Origin of the sequence: Streptomyces sp. H39-S7 (assembly GCF_027158205.1) — a bacterium.
Classification (GTDB): Bacteria; Actinomycetota; Actinomycetes; order Streptomycetales; family Streptomycetaceae; genus Actinacidiphila.
Genome location: NZ_JAPVLU010000001.1, coordinates 1 through 15,094, shown reverse-complemented (window position 1 = coordinate 15,094; position 15,094 = coordinate 1). Strand labels below are relative to the sequence as shown.

8 protein-coding genes are annotated in these 15,094 nt (G+C 71.2%); 6 read left to right on the top strand and 2 right to left on the bottom strand.

Going from position 1 to position 15,094, the window contains the following annotated elements; all coding sequences use genetic code 11:
* Positions 1–19 precede the first annotated feature (19 nt).
* Positions 20–700, top strand: coding sequence for a DUF2637 domain-containing protein (locus O3X23_RS00040; RefSeq protein ID WP_269268885.1), 681 nt, complete (start codon positions 20–22; stop codon positions 698–700).
* Between the two features lie 127 nt (positions 701–827).
* Entirely contained in the window at positions 828–2,393 is a 1,566-nt protein-coding gene (locus tag O3X23_RS00035; RefSeq protein WP_269268884.1) for a replication initiator, read from the top strand.
* Between the two features lie 129 nt (positions 2,394–2,522).
* Here the strand turns inward: O3X23_RS00035 and O3X23_RS00030 are convergent, their stop codons facing one another.
* The gene (locus tag O3X23_RS00030) at positions 2,523–4,079 is read right to left on the bottom strand and encodes a recombinase family protein (RefSeq protein ID WP_269268883.1); all 1,557 of its coding nucleotides are present in this window, start codon (positions 4,077–4,079) and stop codon (positions 2,523–2,525) included.
* Positions 4,080–4,297: 218 nt separating this feature from the next.
* Here O3X23_RS00030 and topA point away from each other — a divergent pair, with 218 nt between their 5' ends.
* The 4 genes from topA to O3X23_RS00010 all read left to right on the top strand — a co-directional run bounded on the left by topA (position 4,298) and on the right by O3X23_RS00010 (position 14,467).
* Positions 4,298–7,120, top strand: coding sequence for a type I DNA topoisomerase (gene topA / locus O3X23_RS00025; RefSeq protein WP_269268882.1), 2,823 nt, complete (start codon positions 4,298–4,300; stop codon positions 7,118–7,120).
* 105 nt (positions 7,121–7,225) lie between these two features.
* Positions 7,226–10,333 carry a dTMP kinase gene (tmk, locus tag O3X23_RS00020; protein WP_269268881.1) on the top strand — a complete coding sequence of 1,036 codons (3,108 nt, stop codon included), beginning with the start codon at positions 7,226–7,228 and terminating at the stop codon, positions 10,331–10,333.
* A 67-nt stretch (positions 10,334–10,400) separates the two neighbouring features.
* On the top strand, positions 10,401–13,697 hold the full coding sequence (locus O3X23_RS00015; protein ID WP_269268880.1) for a BTAD domain-containing putative transcriptional regulator: 3,297 nt from the start codon (positions 10,401–10,403) through the stop codon (positions 13,695–13,697).
* 56 nt (positions 13,698–13,753) lie between these two features.
* Entirely contained in the window at positions 13,754–14,467 is a 714-nt protein-coding gene (locus O3X23_RS00010; protein ID WP_269268879.1) for a DsbA family oxidoreductase, read from the top strand.
* 51 nt (positions 14,468–14,518) lie between these two features.
* Here the strand turns inward: O3X23_RS00010 and O3X23_RS00005 are convergent.
* The coding region (locus tag O3X23_RS00005; RefSeq protein WP_269268878.1) for an NPCBM/NEW2 domain-containing protein at positions 14,519–15,094 on the bottom strand (576 nt) is incomplete at its 5' end.

Sequence of the window (15,094 nt, the reverse complement as noted above, 5' to 3'; positions counted from 1 at the left end):
GAAAGGGGGACACCCCGCGATGACCGCCACCGCCGACCGCAACACGCAGCGCATCGTCACGGCCGTGATGGCGGTCATCGCGGCCTTGGCCTTCACCTTCTCTTTCGGCAACGTCTGGTCCCTGGCGCTTCGCCTGGGCGTCCCACACCCGATCGCACCATTGATCGCCCCCATGGTGGATCTGTCCGTGGTCGGCCTGCTGGTCGCCCTGCGCCACCTGGCCTTGCATGGCGTCGCCCCGGCCGAACTCGCCCCGGCACAACGCCTCATGCACGTGTGCGGGCTCCTCACCCTGGCCCTGAACATCGCCGAACCCCTCGCCGCCCGGCACTACGGCCGCGCCGCCCTGGACACCGTCGCACCCCTCCTGCTCCTGGGCTGGGGCAAGGTCGGGCCCCTGCTCCTGGCTCACTTCCACACCAGCACCCCGGACCCCTCGACCGCTCCCGCGATCTCACCGGAACCGGCTATGGCCTCCGGCCCGGTCCCGACCGCTACGACTGCGGCCATGGTGCCCGGCCCGGCCGCTCCCGCTGCGGTCTCCCGGCCGGTCCCCGCTCCGCTGCTGGAAGCAGGGCGCCGGATAGCTGCCGACCATCAGCAACGGCACGGGCAGCACATCACCGCCCCGGAATTGGCCAGTCGCCTCGGCGTCGCCTCCCCACTGGCCGGTGCCGTGCACGCGCAACTCACTGCCTGAGCATCCGGCCGCCGGCCTAACTCCCCCTCTGCTCAAACCCCCTGTGGCTCCGGCCAGGAACCGCCATGCCCGCGCGCATGCCGTTCCTGGCCGGGCCGCCCCTACCGCAAGGAAGGACACCGCCACCATGACCACCCCCGCCCCGGCCACGCCGCACACCAGCCGGGCCGCACACAACCTGCTCGCCCGGTGGTGCCCCCCTGCCCAGCTCGCCACCCTCAGCACCCCGCCCCCCACCTCATCCGAACCACCCCCGGCCGCGCCCGTGGTCGGCACCGCTGCCCGTGACCTGCTCGCCCTGGCCCAACTCCTCGACTTCGACCGCGTCCAGGAACAGATCGACCGCCTCGGCGGCTGCACCCACCCCGTCCAGCTCACCGGCTACTCCGCCACTCTCAACGCGCACACCGGTGAAGCCCTGCATGTGTTCACCACTGATGACCACCCCACGGGCAGGCTCCTGCTGCCGTGCGGCAACCGCCGTGCCTCGCGCTGCGCGGCCTGTTCCCGCGTCTACGCCACCGACACCTACCAATTGATCAAAGCCGGGCTTTGCGGCGGCAAGGGCATTCCGGAAAGCGTCTCCGGGCACCCCCGGGTGTTCGCCACCTTCACCGCCCCGTCGTTCGGCGCGGTTCACAACCGGGCCAAGAACACTACGGGTACCCGTCTCACCTGCAAGTGCGGCCACCGCCACACTCTCGACGACCCGTCCTTGGGCACCCCGATCAACCCCACCCGCTACGACTACAGCGGGGCCGTGCTGTGGAACGCGCACGCCCCCGCCCTGTGGCAGCGCTTCACTGTCTACCTCCGCCGCACCGTCGCCGCCGCACTCAGCCTGACCGTCCGCGCCCTGAACAAGGTCCTGCGGATCTCCTTCGCCAAGGTCGCCGAGTACCAAAAGCGCGGCCTGGTCCACTACCACGCGATCATCCGCTTCGACGGGCCCGAAGGCAGCGACCAAGAACCCCCCGCTGACGCGACCACACAGGTTCTGATCAAGGCGATCCGGGCCGCCGCGAAAGCCGTCTCCGTGCGCCTGGACGACAACGACGCGATCGGCTCCCGCCTCTTCCGCTGGGGTCGGCAGATCGACGTACGGCCCCTGAGCGCGTCCCTGAACAAGCTCACCGATCACAAGGTGGCGGCCTACGTCGCGAAGTACGCCACCAAGGGAGCAGAGACCGCGGGGACCCTCGACCGCTCTGTGACCTGCCCCCACTGCAAAGGGCGCGGCTTTCGCATCACCGACGGACGCCGCACCGAGTGCCTACCCTGCGACGGCACCGGGCAAGGTCAACCCCTCGTCCACCTTGTGGTGCAGCGACACGTTCGCCAAATGATCCGCACGGCCTGGGACCTCGGCGGGATCCCCGACCTGGCACACCTCAAACTGCGCCACTGGGCGCACATGCTCGGCTTTCGGGGCCACTTCTCCAGCAAATCCCGTCGCTACTCCACGACCCTCGGCGAACTGCGCGGCGCACGCCGCACTTGGCGCACCGAACGCGCCCACGAACGCATCCGTGCCGGTCTACCCGAGCACGAACAAGAAAACACCACCCTCATCACCGAAGCCTCCTGGGCCTATCTCGGCAACGGATACAGCCCAGGGGAAGCACTCCTCGCCGAAACCACACGCCAACAACACAACCTCGCCGCGCAACTCAAGTACGAGGGGGAGTCATGACCACAGTGGCCACCGCTGCGCCTACCTGCGAGGACGCCGTTCAGGCACGGATTGACGCGTGGGCTGAGGAGCAAGCCAAAGCTGCCCCCCGCCTGAGCGAAGAGCAGCTGGAAATCCTGCACGATCTGTTCATGTCTTAGGTCGGAAGATGACCTCCAAGAGGTCCGGATCGAACGGCGCGCGGGTGGAACGCCCTTGTGGCAAGGGATGGACGATCACCGTCTGTATGACGGTTCCGATCGCAATCCGCTTCTGGCGGAGATCGAACTTCGTCCAACGCTCGGTTGTGAACCCCGCTAGGAAGTTCTGCGCCTCTTGTGCGACCAGGAACTCTTCCTGATCCTTCTCCGATTCCAGGATCTGAAAGTCGAGTTCGGGAAGCATCTCGAAGAAGTCGGCAGGCTGTACCGCGCCACTGTTGTACGCCTCCTTGAGGAGACGCTTCCGCTTCACCAGGGAATCCAGGATCGCTTGCCCGTGCCATTCCCGGTGTTGGGGCTCCTTGGCGGCGTACTGCTGCGAGAGAATCGTCTGAACAAGCTTGGTGATGGACTTGTCCACCAAGTCCATCCGCCGTGCCACTCCGGGGCAGTTCGACGCATTGCAGGCGTAGGTGCCATGGGGAGCCCTGTCGCTGACGGGGTTGCCGACCATGGTCGAGAGGCACCGCTGATCCGACAGGTCCACCCGGCCGCAGCGCAGGTAGCCGGACATCAGGTACTTGCGGGTCTGGGTGATCTCTTTGCGGCGCTTGCGCACCCCCCGGCTCGGGTCTCCCTTGAGGGTCTCCGGGTCCACCTTGTAGTAGCTGTTGTAGCGCCGGAGAACCTTCTTCCACTCCTCGGGCGTCGCGATCGTCTCCCAGTCACCGACCACGGGGAGACCGGTCTCCGGATCACGCACCAGCTCGCCGTCCAGCATCCGGTAGCCGCAGATCGCGGGATTGCTGACCATGTTCCGCACGGTCGTGCTCTGCCACTTCCCACCCTTCACGGTGGGGACCTTCTCAGCGATGAGCCATTGCGTCACGGTCCGCTCGGACTTGCCGGTCATGATGTCCTCGATGGCCGTGCGCAGGTATGGAGCCTCCGCCGGATCGAGACGGTCATTGTTCGGCCGACCTGCCTTCGCGTCCGCCGGCAGCCAACCGAAACGGCGATGTCCGCCGGACTGCTTGCCCTCTCGGGCCCGATCGCGGATAGAGCGCTCCGAGCGCCGTTTGATCTTCGATACCTCCCTCTCATCAGAGGAAGATGTGACGAGACCGACAACCTGTGCTCCATCGGAGTGCACATCGACGTGGCGCTTCTCGTCCACCACGTAGAAGCACCCCTGGCGGTCCACCGTCAGTGCTCGGTGTACTCGTAGGAAGTCTTCGGGCAGCCTGCGTACGCGATCCTCGGCTACCGCGATGATGCCGCAAACGGGTACCCCATCAGGCGTACGCCTGGCTCGGAGATCGCGCACCATTTCAAGGAAGGCGGGGCGCTGGATATCGGGGTCAGCGGCGGTGATGTGGTTGTCGGTGTACCGGGCGACCACTACCCAGTTCAGGTCAACCGCAGCTTGATCGTTGTTGGCGTGCTGCCTGCCGACACCGATGGCTTCGCCCTCTAGCTTGTCCTCGCTGATGCGGGCGTAGGAGCAGACAGGGCACCTGTCCCCGATCCATTCTTCGACCGTCATACCTTCGGCTAGAGCCTTCTCAAGCTCCGGCACAAGTCGCCAGGTGGACGTAGCCTTCACCTGCGCCCCCTTTACTGTGTGACAGTGTGCTGTAAAGGTTAGAACGTACATCGGGTTACCGTTCGAGTGGCGTTGCGGACTTTTCGCGTTTGACATGGGACCGGGATGTACGGTCACACTCCGCAGCGAACCCCTTCGACCCGGAGAGAAGAGCGAAGTTGTCCCCGACCCGCGAGACCGCAAAGAGCGGCCGCCGACTCGTCATCGTCGAGTCGCCTGCCAAGGCGAAGACGATCAAGAGCTATCTCGGCCCGGGCTACGTGGTCGAGGCCAGCGTCGGGCACATCCGCGACCTCCCCAACGGGGCCGCCGAAGTGCCGGCGGAGTTCAAGGGCCAGCCGTGGGCTCGTCTCGGCGTCAATGTAGACAGTGACTTCGAGCCGATCTACGTCGTCAACGCCGACAAGAAGGCGCAGGTCAAGAAGCTCAAGGACCTGCTCAAGGATTCCGACGAACTCTTCCTCGCCACCGATGAGGACCGCGAGGGCGAGGCCATCGCCTGGCACCTGCAGGAAGTCCTCAAGCCCAAGGTCCCGGTCCGCCGGATGGTCTTCCACGAGATCACCAAGGAAGCCATCCAGGCGGCGGTCGCGAACCCGCGCGAGCTGAACCAGCCGCTCGTCGACGCCCAGGAGACCCGCCGCATCCTCGACCGCCTCTACGGCTACGAGGTCTCGCCGGTCCTGTGGAAGAAGGTCATGCCGCGCCTGTCGGCCGGCCGTGTCCAGTCCGTCGCCACCCGGCTCGTCGTCGAGCGGGAACGCGAACGCATCGCGTTCCGCACCGCCGAGTACTGGGACCTGAGCGGCACCTTCGCCACCGGCCGCGCGGGTGACGCCTCCGACCCGTCGACCGTCTCCGCCCGTCTGACCAGCGTCGACGGTCGCCGTATCGCCCAGGGCCGCGACTTCGACGCGTCGACCGGGCAGCTCAAGGACAACGCGACCGTCCTGCACCTGGACGAGGTCAACGCCCGCGCGCTGGCCGCCTCGCTCGCCGACAGCGCCTTCGCCGTCCGCAGCGTCGAGTCCAAGCCGTACCGCCGTTCGCCGTACGCCCCCTTCCGCACGACGACCCTGCAGCAGGAGGCCTCGCGCAAGCTGGGCTTCGGTGCCAAGGTGACGATGCAGGTGGCGCAGAAGCTGTACGAGAACGGCTTCATCACCTATATGCGTACGGACTCCACGACGCTGTCGGAGACCGCGATCAAGGCCGCCCGCGCCCAGGTCACGCAGCTCTACGGTGCCGAGTACCTCCCGGAGAAGCCGCGCGTCTACACCGGCAAGGTGAAGAACGCGCAGGAGGCGCACGAGGCGATCCGCCCCTCCGGCGACCGCTTCCGCACCCCCGCGGAGACCGGTCTGACCGGCGACCAGTTCCGGCTCTACGAGCTGATCTGGATGCGTACCGTCGCGTCCCAGATGAAGGACGCGGTCGGCAACTCCGTCACCGTCAAGATCGGTGGCACGTCGAGCGACGGCCGCGCGGCGGAGTTCTCCGCCTCCGGCAAGATCATCACGTTCCACGGCTTCATGAAGGCCTACGTCGAGGGCGCGGACGACCCGAACGCCGAGCTCGACGACCGTGAGCGGCGGCTGCCGCAGGTCAGCGAGGGCGACGGGCTGACGGCGGAGGAGCTGACCGTCGACGGTCACGCCACGAAGCCGCCGGCCCGCTACACCGAAGCCTCGCTGATCAAGGAGCTCGAAGAGCGCGAGATCGGCCGCCCGTCGACGTACGCGTCGATCATCGGCACGATCCTCGACCGCGGCTACGTCTTCAAGAAGGGCACGGCCCTCGTGCCGTCCTTCCTCTCCTTCGCCGTCGTCAACCTGCTGGAGAAGCACTTCGGCCGGCTCGTCGACTACGACTTCACCGCTTCCATGGAAGAGGACCTCGACCGCATCGCCCGCGGTGAGGCCCAGGCCGTGCCGTGGCTGCGGCACTTCTACTTCGGCGGCACCGACTCCGCGGCCAAGGCCTCGGCAGCGGACGCCGGCAACGGCGACGGCGACCACCTCGGCGGCCTCAAGGAGCTCGTCGAGGACCTCGGTGCCATCGACGCCCGGGAGATCTCCTCCTTCCCCATCGGTGAGGGCATCGTGCTGCGGGTCGGCCGCTACGGCCCGTACATCGAGCGGGGCGAGAAGGGCGAGGAGAACCACCAGCGCGCCGACGTCCACGAGGAACTGCCGCCGGACGAGCTGTCCGTCGCGTACGCCGAGGAGCTGTTCGCCAAGCCCAGCGGCGACTTCGAGCTGGGCAACGACCCGGAGACCGGCCGCCCGATCATCGCCCGCGACGGCCGCTACGGGCCGTACGTCACCGAGGTCCTGCCCGAGGACACCCCGAAGACCGGCAAGAACGCGATCAAGCCGCGTACCGCGTCGCTCTTCAAGTCCATGCAGCTCGACACGGTGACGCTCGCCGACGCCCTCAAGCTGATGTCGCTCCCGCGCGTCGTCGGCACGGACGCCGAGGGCGTCGAGATCACCGCGCAGAACGGCCGCTACGGCCCATATCTGAAGAAGGGCACGGACTCGCGCTCCCTGGAGACCGAGGACCAGCTCTTCGACATCACCCTCGACGAGGCGCTGGCGATCTACGCGCAGCCCAAGCAGCGCGGCCGCGCCGCCGCCAAGCCGCCGCTCAAGGAACTGGGCACCGACCCGGTCAGCGAGCGCCCGGTCGTCGTCAAGGACGGCCGCTTCGGCCCGTACGTCACCGACGGCGAGACGAACGCGACCCTGCGGACCGACGACGACGTCGAGACCATCACGCCGGAGCGCGGCTACGAGCTGCTCGCCGAGAAGCGTGCCAAGGGTCCGGCGAAGAAGAAGACCGCGGCCAAGAAGGCTCCCGCCAAGAAGGCCCCGGCCAAGAAGACCGCGGCGAAGAAGACCACCACGGCTGCCAAGAAGACCGCGGCGAAGAAGACCACGGCCAAGAAGACCGCGGCGGCGACGCAGACCCCCGAGTAGGCAGAGCGCCTGACAATCCGCCGCACCTCCGGCTCATCCATGACCCTCCGCCTGTTTGTTCGGGCGGGGGGTCATGGATTTCCGTGCTCCGGATAGGCTGTCCGAATGACGCGAATCGAGCGGCCAAGGGACGTGACCGACGCTTTCGCCGGAGACCTCGCGGCGGACTCGCGCGAGCGGGCGGTGGGTGCCCTGCTGAAGATCCCGCAGTTGCGGAAGCTGTGGAGCGCCCAGCTCACCGGCGGCATCGCCGACCGGCTCGGCATGCTGGTGCTGATCTGGCTCACGGTGCAGGCGGCCGTGCTCGACGGGTCGTTCGGCGGCGGCTACCGGGGTGCGTCCTTCGCGGTCGCCGCGGTGCTCGGCGCCCGACTGGTCTCCACCCTGCTCTTCGGCGCCGTGCTGCTGGGCCCGCTGTCGGCGCTCACGTCGACCGCCGGCGTCCTGGACCGCCGCTGGACCATGATCGGTGCGGACGGGGTTCGGCTGGCGCTGTTCCTCGTCGCCCCGCTGTGGATCACCTGGGTCCCGTCCTCCGCCGTCGTCTGGCTGCTCGTCACCGCCTTCGCGGCTGGGATCGCCGAACGCCTGTGGACGGTCGCCAGGGACGGCGCGGCCCCCGGGCTGCTCCCGGTCCCGACCCCCGGTGACACGGCCGTGCGGCCCGCCCCCGACCACCTCGCGACGCTCCACCGGCTGGACCTGCGCACCGGCTTCGTCGCCCTGCCGGTCGCCGCGGCGGCGCTCCTCGTCGTGACCCTGCTGAACAGCCTGCTCGCGCTCGGCGTGGACTGGTTCGACCTCCACCAGGTCGCGCTCTCCTCCTACGTCGCCGCCGGGCTGTTCTCCGCGTCCATCGCCGTCCTGTACTTCCTCGAACTGCCGGACACCACGACCGTCCGCCCGCACTCCCCGCTCGAAGGTCTCCGGCTCCCCAAGGGACCCGACGGCTCGGAGCGCGGCCGCACGGGAGCCCTCCCGCTCCTCGTTCTGGCCACCGCGGGCGTGGCCGGCTCGATCGCCGCCGCCGTCGCCCTGTCGGTGCTGCACGCACTCGACCTCGGCTTCGGCCCGGTCGGCTTCGGCCTCCTCGTGCTGGCACTGACCGCGGGCACCGTCCTCGGCATCCGGGTGGGACCGCGTGTCCTGCCGGCCCTCTCACGGCGCCGCCTGCTGGCCATCGCCATCGCCGTCACCGGCCTCGCGCTGCTGCTCACCGGCCTGGTCCCCGACCAGACCACCGTCCTGCTCCTGGCAGCCCTCGCCGGCACGGCCGCCGGCGTCACCGCCAACACCGGCCACGTCCTCATCGAGCAGGAGGCCGAGGAGCAGCGTCGCGCGCGCACCACCGACCACCTGCACGCCGTCGTCCGCGTCGCGGTCGCCGTCGCCGCCATCGGCGCCCCGCTGCTCGCCGGTCTCATCGGCCCGCACCGCCTCGCCAACGGCCACTTCACCTTCCAGCACGGCGGCGCCGCCTACACGCTGATGCTCATCGGCGCCCTGCTGCTGCCGGTCGCCGCACTCGTCCTGGGCAAGACCGACGACCGCCAGGGCGTGCCGCTCCGCCGCGACCTGCGTGAGGCCCTGCGCGGCGGCGAGCCCGCCGCGGCGCCCCACGCGACCGGCTTCTTCATCGCGATAGAGGGCGGCGACGGCGCCGGGAAGTCCACCCAGGTAGAGGCGCTCTCCGAGTGGATCCGCGCCAAGGGCCACGAGGTCGTCGTCACCCGGGAACCGGGCGCGACCGCCGTCGGCAAGCGCCTGCGCTCGATCCTGCTGGACGTCTCGTCCGCCGGGCTGTCCCACCGTGCCGAGGCGCTGCTGTACGCCGCCGACCGCGCGGAGCACGTCGACTCCGTCGTCCGTCCCGCCCTGGAACGCGGAGCCGTCGTGATCTCCGACCGCTACATCGACTCCTCCGTCGCCTACCAGGGCGCCGGCCGCGACCTGGCCCCCACGGAGATCGCCCGCATCTCCCGCTGGGCCACCGCGGGACTGGTCCCGAACCTCACCGTACTCCTCGACGTCTCGCCCGAGGCCGCCCGCGAGCGCTTCACCGAGGCCCCTGACCGGCTCGAGTCGGAGCCCGCCGAATTCCACCACCGGGTCCGCGCCGGCTTCCTCACGCTGGCCGCCGCCGATCCCTCCCGCTACCTCGTCATCGACGCCGGCCAGGAGCCCGAAGCAGTCACCACTGTCGTACGGCACCGTCTTGACCAGGCACTGCCGCTCTCCCAGCAGGAGATCGAGGCCCGCGAGGAGGCCCGTCGCCAGGCCGAGGAAGCCGCCCGCATCCGTGCCGAGGAAGAGGCCGCCCGGCTCGCCGAGGAAGCCCGCCTCGAAGCCGAGCGTCAGGCACAGCTCGCCCGTCTGCGCGAGGAGGAGGCCGAGCGTCAGCGGGAGATCGAGGAGGACGCCCGCCGCGAGGCCGCCGAGCAGGAGGCCGAAGCAGCCCGCCTGCGCGCCGAGGAGGCCGCCCGCCTCGCCGAGGAGGAACGGCTCCGGCTCGCCGCCGAAGCGGCCGCCCGCGCCGCGGAACAGGACCGGCTGCGCCGCCAGGCCGAGGAGGAGTCCAAGCTCCGCGCCGAGGCCGAGGCCCGCCGCCTCGAGAAGCAGCGCAAGGCGGAGGACGCCCTCCGCCGCGCCGAGGAGGCCCGCGCGGCAGCGGCTGCGGCAACCGCCGCGGCTGCCGCAGCGGCCGGCAACACCACGCAGACCGTGGAGACGCCGAAGCCGGCCCCCAAGGCCCCGGACGCCGAGACCACCGTCCTCCCGACGGTCCCGAAGCCCCCGGCCGCGGCGGCGGACGAGACGGCGGTCCTGCCGGCGGTCCCGGCCTCGCCGGCCTCGGCGCCGAAGAAGAGGCCGGCAGCACCGGCCCCGGCCGTGGACGAGACGGCGGTCCTGCCGCCGGTCCGGCCCTCGGCCGCGGACGAGACGGCCGTCCTGCCGCCGGTCCGCCCGCGGTCCGCGGACCGCGGCCCGGCCGACCGCGTCCCGCCGTCCTTCTTCCGTCCGGAGACCCCGGACAACGAGCGCACCCGCGAGCTCCCCGCGATCGATCCCGACGCGGCCCCTCCGGCCCGCCGCCCCCGCTCCGACTGGGCCGAGGAAACCCCCCTGGACGACCTCCCCACCCTGGCCGACGAACTCCTGGGCACCCACAACGACGAGGACGAGGGCCCGACGGGCCCGAAGCGGCGCCGGTAGGGGGCAACGCCCGGTGGGCGCGGGCGCCCACCGGATCCGCGCTCACCGACCCGGCAGAATGGTCCCCGTGCGGTTCCTGATCCTCGGCACCACCGAAGCGCGTGACCCCGCCGGCGCCCCCGTTCCCCTCGGTGGCAGCCGGCTCCGAGCCCTGCTCGCCGCCCTGGCGCTGCACGCCGACCGGCCCGTCTCCGCCGACGCGCTCATCGCGGAGGTCTGGGGCCCGGACGCCGACCTCCCGCACGACGCAGGCGGCGCGCTGCAAGCGCTCGTCTCCCGGCTGCGGCGTGCCCTCGGCAAGGACGTCATCACCTCCGGACCGGGCGGCTACCGTCTCCTCACCGGGCCCGAGGACGTGGACCTCCACGTCTTCGAGCGGCGTGCCGCCGAGGGCGCCGCCGCGCTCGACGCGGGCGACCCGCAGGCCGCCGCGAGAATCCTGCGCGAGGCGCTCGCGCTGTGGCGCGGCCCGGCGTACGCCGATCTGCCGGACCGGACGTCGGCGGGGGCCCGCCCCGAAGCGCTGCGGCTCACGGCGCTGCACCGCAGGATCGACGCGGACCTGGCGTGCGGGCGCGCCGCCGAGACGCTCCCCCGACTGCGGGAGCTGGTCGCGGACCACCCGCTGGACGAGCCGTTCCACGTACAGCTGATCCGCGCGCTGCGCGCCGCGCACCGCTCCGCGGACGCGCTCATGGCGTACGAGCAGGCCCGCAGAGCGCTCGCGGACCGGCTGGGCGCGGACCCGGGCCCGGAACTGCGCGCGCTGCACGCCGAACTGCTCACCACCGAGGACCCACCGGAACCGCGCCCCACCCCGGCCCCCGAGCCCGCGTTCGCCAGGGCCCCGGAGGGCAACCTCCGCCCCAGACTCACCAGCTTCGTCGGCCGCCGGGCCGAACTCCTGGAAATCCGGGCCGACGTGGCGCACTCCCGCCTGGTGACCCTCACCGGCCCCGGCGGCTCCGGCAAGACCCGCCTCTCGGAAGAGGCGGGCGCGGCTCTGACCGGGCCCGGCTACCCGGATGGGGTCTGGATCGCGGAACTGGCCCCGCTCGACCATCCCGAAGCGGTCCCGCAGGCGGTCCTGAGCGCTCTCGGCCGCCGGGACACGACGATCTTCGGCGTGGCCCGCGAGGGCATCAAGGGTTCGGGCGGCGGCGCGGGCGCCGAGGCGGGCGATCCGACCGCGCGTCTGCTGGAGCACTGCGCCCACCGCCGGCTGCTGCTCGTTCTGGACAACTGCGAGCATGTGATCGGTGCCGCCGCCGAGTTGGCGGCGGAACTGCTCGGCGCCTGTCCCGGCGTCACGGTACTGGCGACGAGCAGGGAGCCGCTGGGCGTGCCCGGTGAGACCGTGCGCCCGGTGGAGCCGCTGTCCCCGACGACCGCGCACCGGTTGTTCGCCGAGCGCGCCGCGGCCGTGCGCCCGGGGTTCGACGTGGAGCAGGACGCGGCGGCCGTCGACGAGATCTGCCGCCGGCTGGACGGTCTGCCCCTGGCCATCGAACTCGCCGCGGCCCGGCTGCGCATGCTGTCCCCGCGTCAGATCGCCGACCGCCTGGACAACCGGTTCCGGCTGCTCACCAGCGGCAGCCGCACGCTCCTGCCGCGTCAGCAGACGTTGCGCGCGGTCGTCGACTGGAGCTGGGACCTGCTGTCGGAGGAGGAGCACGCGGCGCTGCGCAGCCTGAGCGTCTTCGCGGGCGGCTGGACGCTGGCCGCCGCCGAGGCGGTGGTCGGCGGGGACGACGTCATCGAGCTGATCGGCCAGCTGGTCGACAAGTCCCTGGTGGTCGCGGCGCAGCCGGGCAAGGGCGGCGAGGACGGCGAGGAGAGCCGGGACGGCGTCCGCTACCGCTTCCTGGAGACGATCCACGAGTACGCGGCGGAACGCGCCCGGGAGCGACCACGGGAGCTGGCGGAAGCCGCCCGCCGTCACACCGGTTACTTCCGCGGCTTCGTGCGACCCGCCGATCCGCACCTGCGCACCACGCGCCAACTGGTGTGGCTGCGCCGCATGGAGGCCGAGCTGGACAACATCCGCGCGGTACTGCAGCGCGCGATCACGGCGGGCGGCGAGGCGGACGCGCTGGCCCTGGCCGTGGACATGGGCTGGTTCTGGTGGCTGCGCAACTACCGGGAGGAGGGCGCGGGCTGGCTGACGCGGGTCACCGGGATGAGTGAACCGGGTGAGCGGGACGGCCCGTACTTCTGGGCGCGGATGGACGCCCGGCTGCTGCTGTTCTTCGTGAGTACGGACCATGCCTCCGAGGAGTTCCTGAGCACCCCTCCGGTGCAGGAGACGGCCGCGTTGATCGCCGCGGTGTACCAGGACACGCGGCAGGCCTCGGCCCGCTTCCCGGGCCTGCTGTGGCCGGTCGCGAGCTACATCGGCGGCGGGCACACGGCGATCCGCGAGTGCACGGACTTGGTGGTCCGCAACTGCCGTGAGCACGGGGACGACTGGTCGCTCGCGGCCGCACTGATGTTCCGTACGCACGTCGCCATCGACCTGCCCGGCGGACTGGCCCGCGCCACCGACGACTGGGACGAGCTGACGGCTCTCAGCAACCGCGTCGGCGATCGCTGGATGCTCGCGCAGGTGCACGGCGCGCGTGCCGAGATGGAGGTCATGTGGGGCGAGTACGCGGCGGCCCGCGCGGACTTCGAGGCGGCGCTGCGGCTCGGCGAGGAGCTGGGTGCCATCGCCGAGGGCCCGTTCCTCGTCGGAAGGATGGCGGAGCTCGCCATCCGTTCGGGTGATGACGCGGAGGCCGAGAAGCTCTGCCGCCGGGCCGCGGAGGAGGCGGAGCGGTTCGGGGTGATGGACGCCAGGAACTACGTCCGCGCCCTGTCCGCCCATCTGGCGCTGCGGCGCGGTGACGTGGCGCGGGCCCGGGAGCTGTGTGTGCTCGCCCGCGACCAGGCGAGCCAGGGCACTCCGCCGCCGGTCTTCGGGGTGGTGCTGGCCGGCCTCTTCGCCCGGATCGCGGCCGCGGAAGGCGATCCTCGGGACGCGCTGGCCAGGACCGCGGGCGCGGTGCGGCTGGGCATCGAGTCGCGCTGTACGGAGTCGATGGTCGCGGGCCTGCTGGAGTACGGGGCCGAGCTCCTCGTCGTGCTGGGCGAGCCGCTGGCCGCCGCGCTGCTGCACGGGGCGTCGTCGGCGCTGCGCGGCTCGCTGCTGCCCCGCACGGTGCCCGAGACGGTGAGTTTCCGTGAGGCGGAGGCGGGCGCGCGGGCCGCGCTGGGGGACACGGGGTACGAGGCCGCGAGCGCGGCGGGCGGGCGGCTGGACCTGGGAGCCGCGGCGGAGACGCTCGAAGCCTCCGCACGGGTACCCGCACCCGCCGGGGAATAGCTTCGGGCCGGTTCCTGTTGCTGAATATTGATCATTCAAGCAATTTGGGAGCGTCCGTGAAGGTCGAGATCTACAGCGACATCGCCTGCCCGTGGTGCCACGTCGGCAAGGCCCGCTTCGAGCGCGCCCTCGCCGCCTTCCCGGGTGCCGACTCCGTCGAAGTGGTCTACCGGCCGTTCCAGCTCGACCCGTCCGCCCCCGAGACCCCGCAGCCGCACCGCGCGGTACTGGCGGCCAAGTACGGGCCGCAGGCCCTCGCCATGGACGAGAAGATCACGCAGCTCGGCGCGGCCGAAGGCCTGACCTTCGACTTCGACACCGTCGTCGAGAACAACTCGCTGCTCGCCCACCGCCTGCTGCGCTTCGTGCTCGACACCTACGGTCACGCCGCGCAGGCGCGCCTCAAGGGCCGCCTCCTGGACGCCCACTTCGCCGAGGGCCTGGACATCGGCGACCGCGAGCGCCTCGCGGACGCCGCTGCAGCGGTCGGCCTGGACCGCGAGCCGGTCGCCGCGTTCCTGGCGGGCGAGGAGCTGGTCGACGAGGTGACCGGGGAGATCGACGAGGCCCGGCGGCTCGGCATCACGGCCGTCCCGACCTTCGTCTTCGAGGGTAAGTGGATGGTGCAGGGCGGCCAGGAGACGTCCACGTTCCTCCGCGCGCTGGAGCAGGTCGCGCAGGAGACCGGAACGGTGGTCGAGACGGACCAGGACGGCGGCGCGTGCGCCGACGGGGCCTGCGAGGTCCCGGCGCGGGACCACACGCACTGAGCCCCGCGGGACACAGGATCAGCACCGCGCCGACCCTGGCCGCCCGTTCTCCTACCGGCAGCTGATCCTGGACCGGGCCCAGTCCGCCACGTGCACGAACGGGAAGCGCCCGGCGGACTCGACGACCAGCCGGATCGTCCGCTGCCCGGTGATGTCCACGCTCACCGGCACCGCCGCGTCGCCGCCGCGCACCACCTCCGACCGCCACAGCCGCCCGCTGTCGCCGTAGACGGAGAAGCGGACCGCGCCGATCCCCAACGCCAGGTCGTCGACACCGGCCAGGGCGTCATACGTGGTGCAACCGCGGTTGAGGTCGATGAGCACGGACGACGGGGAGCCCACGGTGATGCCGTGCTCGTACCGCTCGCCGCCGATGCTCAGTCCCCAGCGGTCCCAGATCCAGCTGCTGCGCCCGAACCGCACCGTCGGCTCCGTGTCGTCACCGTTCCCGCTCCACCCCAACCGGTTGACCTGGAAGACCGTGGGAGTGGGGGACGGCGAAGGGGTGGGTGTGGGCGTGGGCTCGGCCGTCGGGGTGGGAGTCGGCTTCGGGGCAGGGGTCGGCGTGGGGGAGGGAGTCGCTTCCGGCCGCGTCTGCGTGTCGGGGACGGCGGGGTCGGGAGGCGG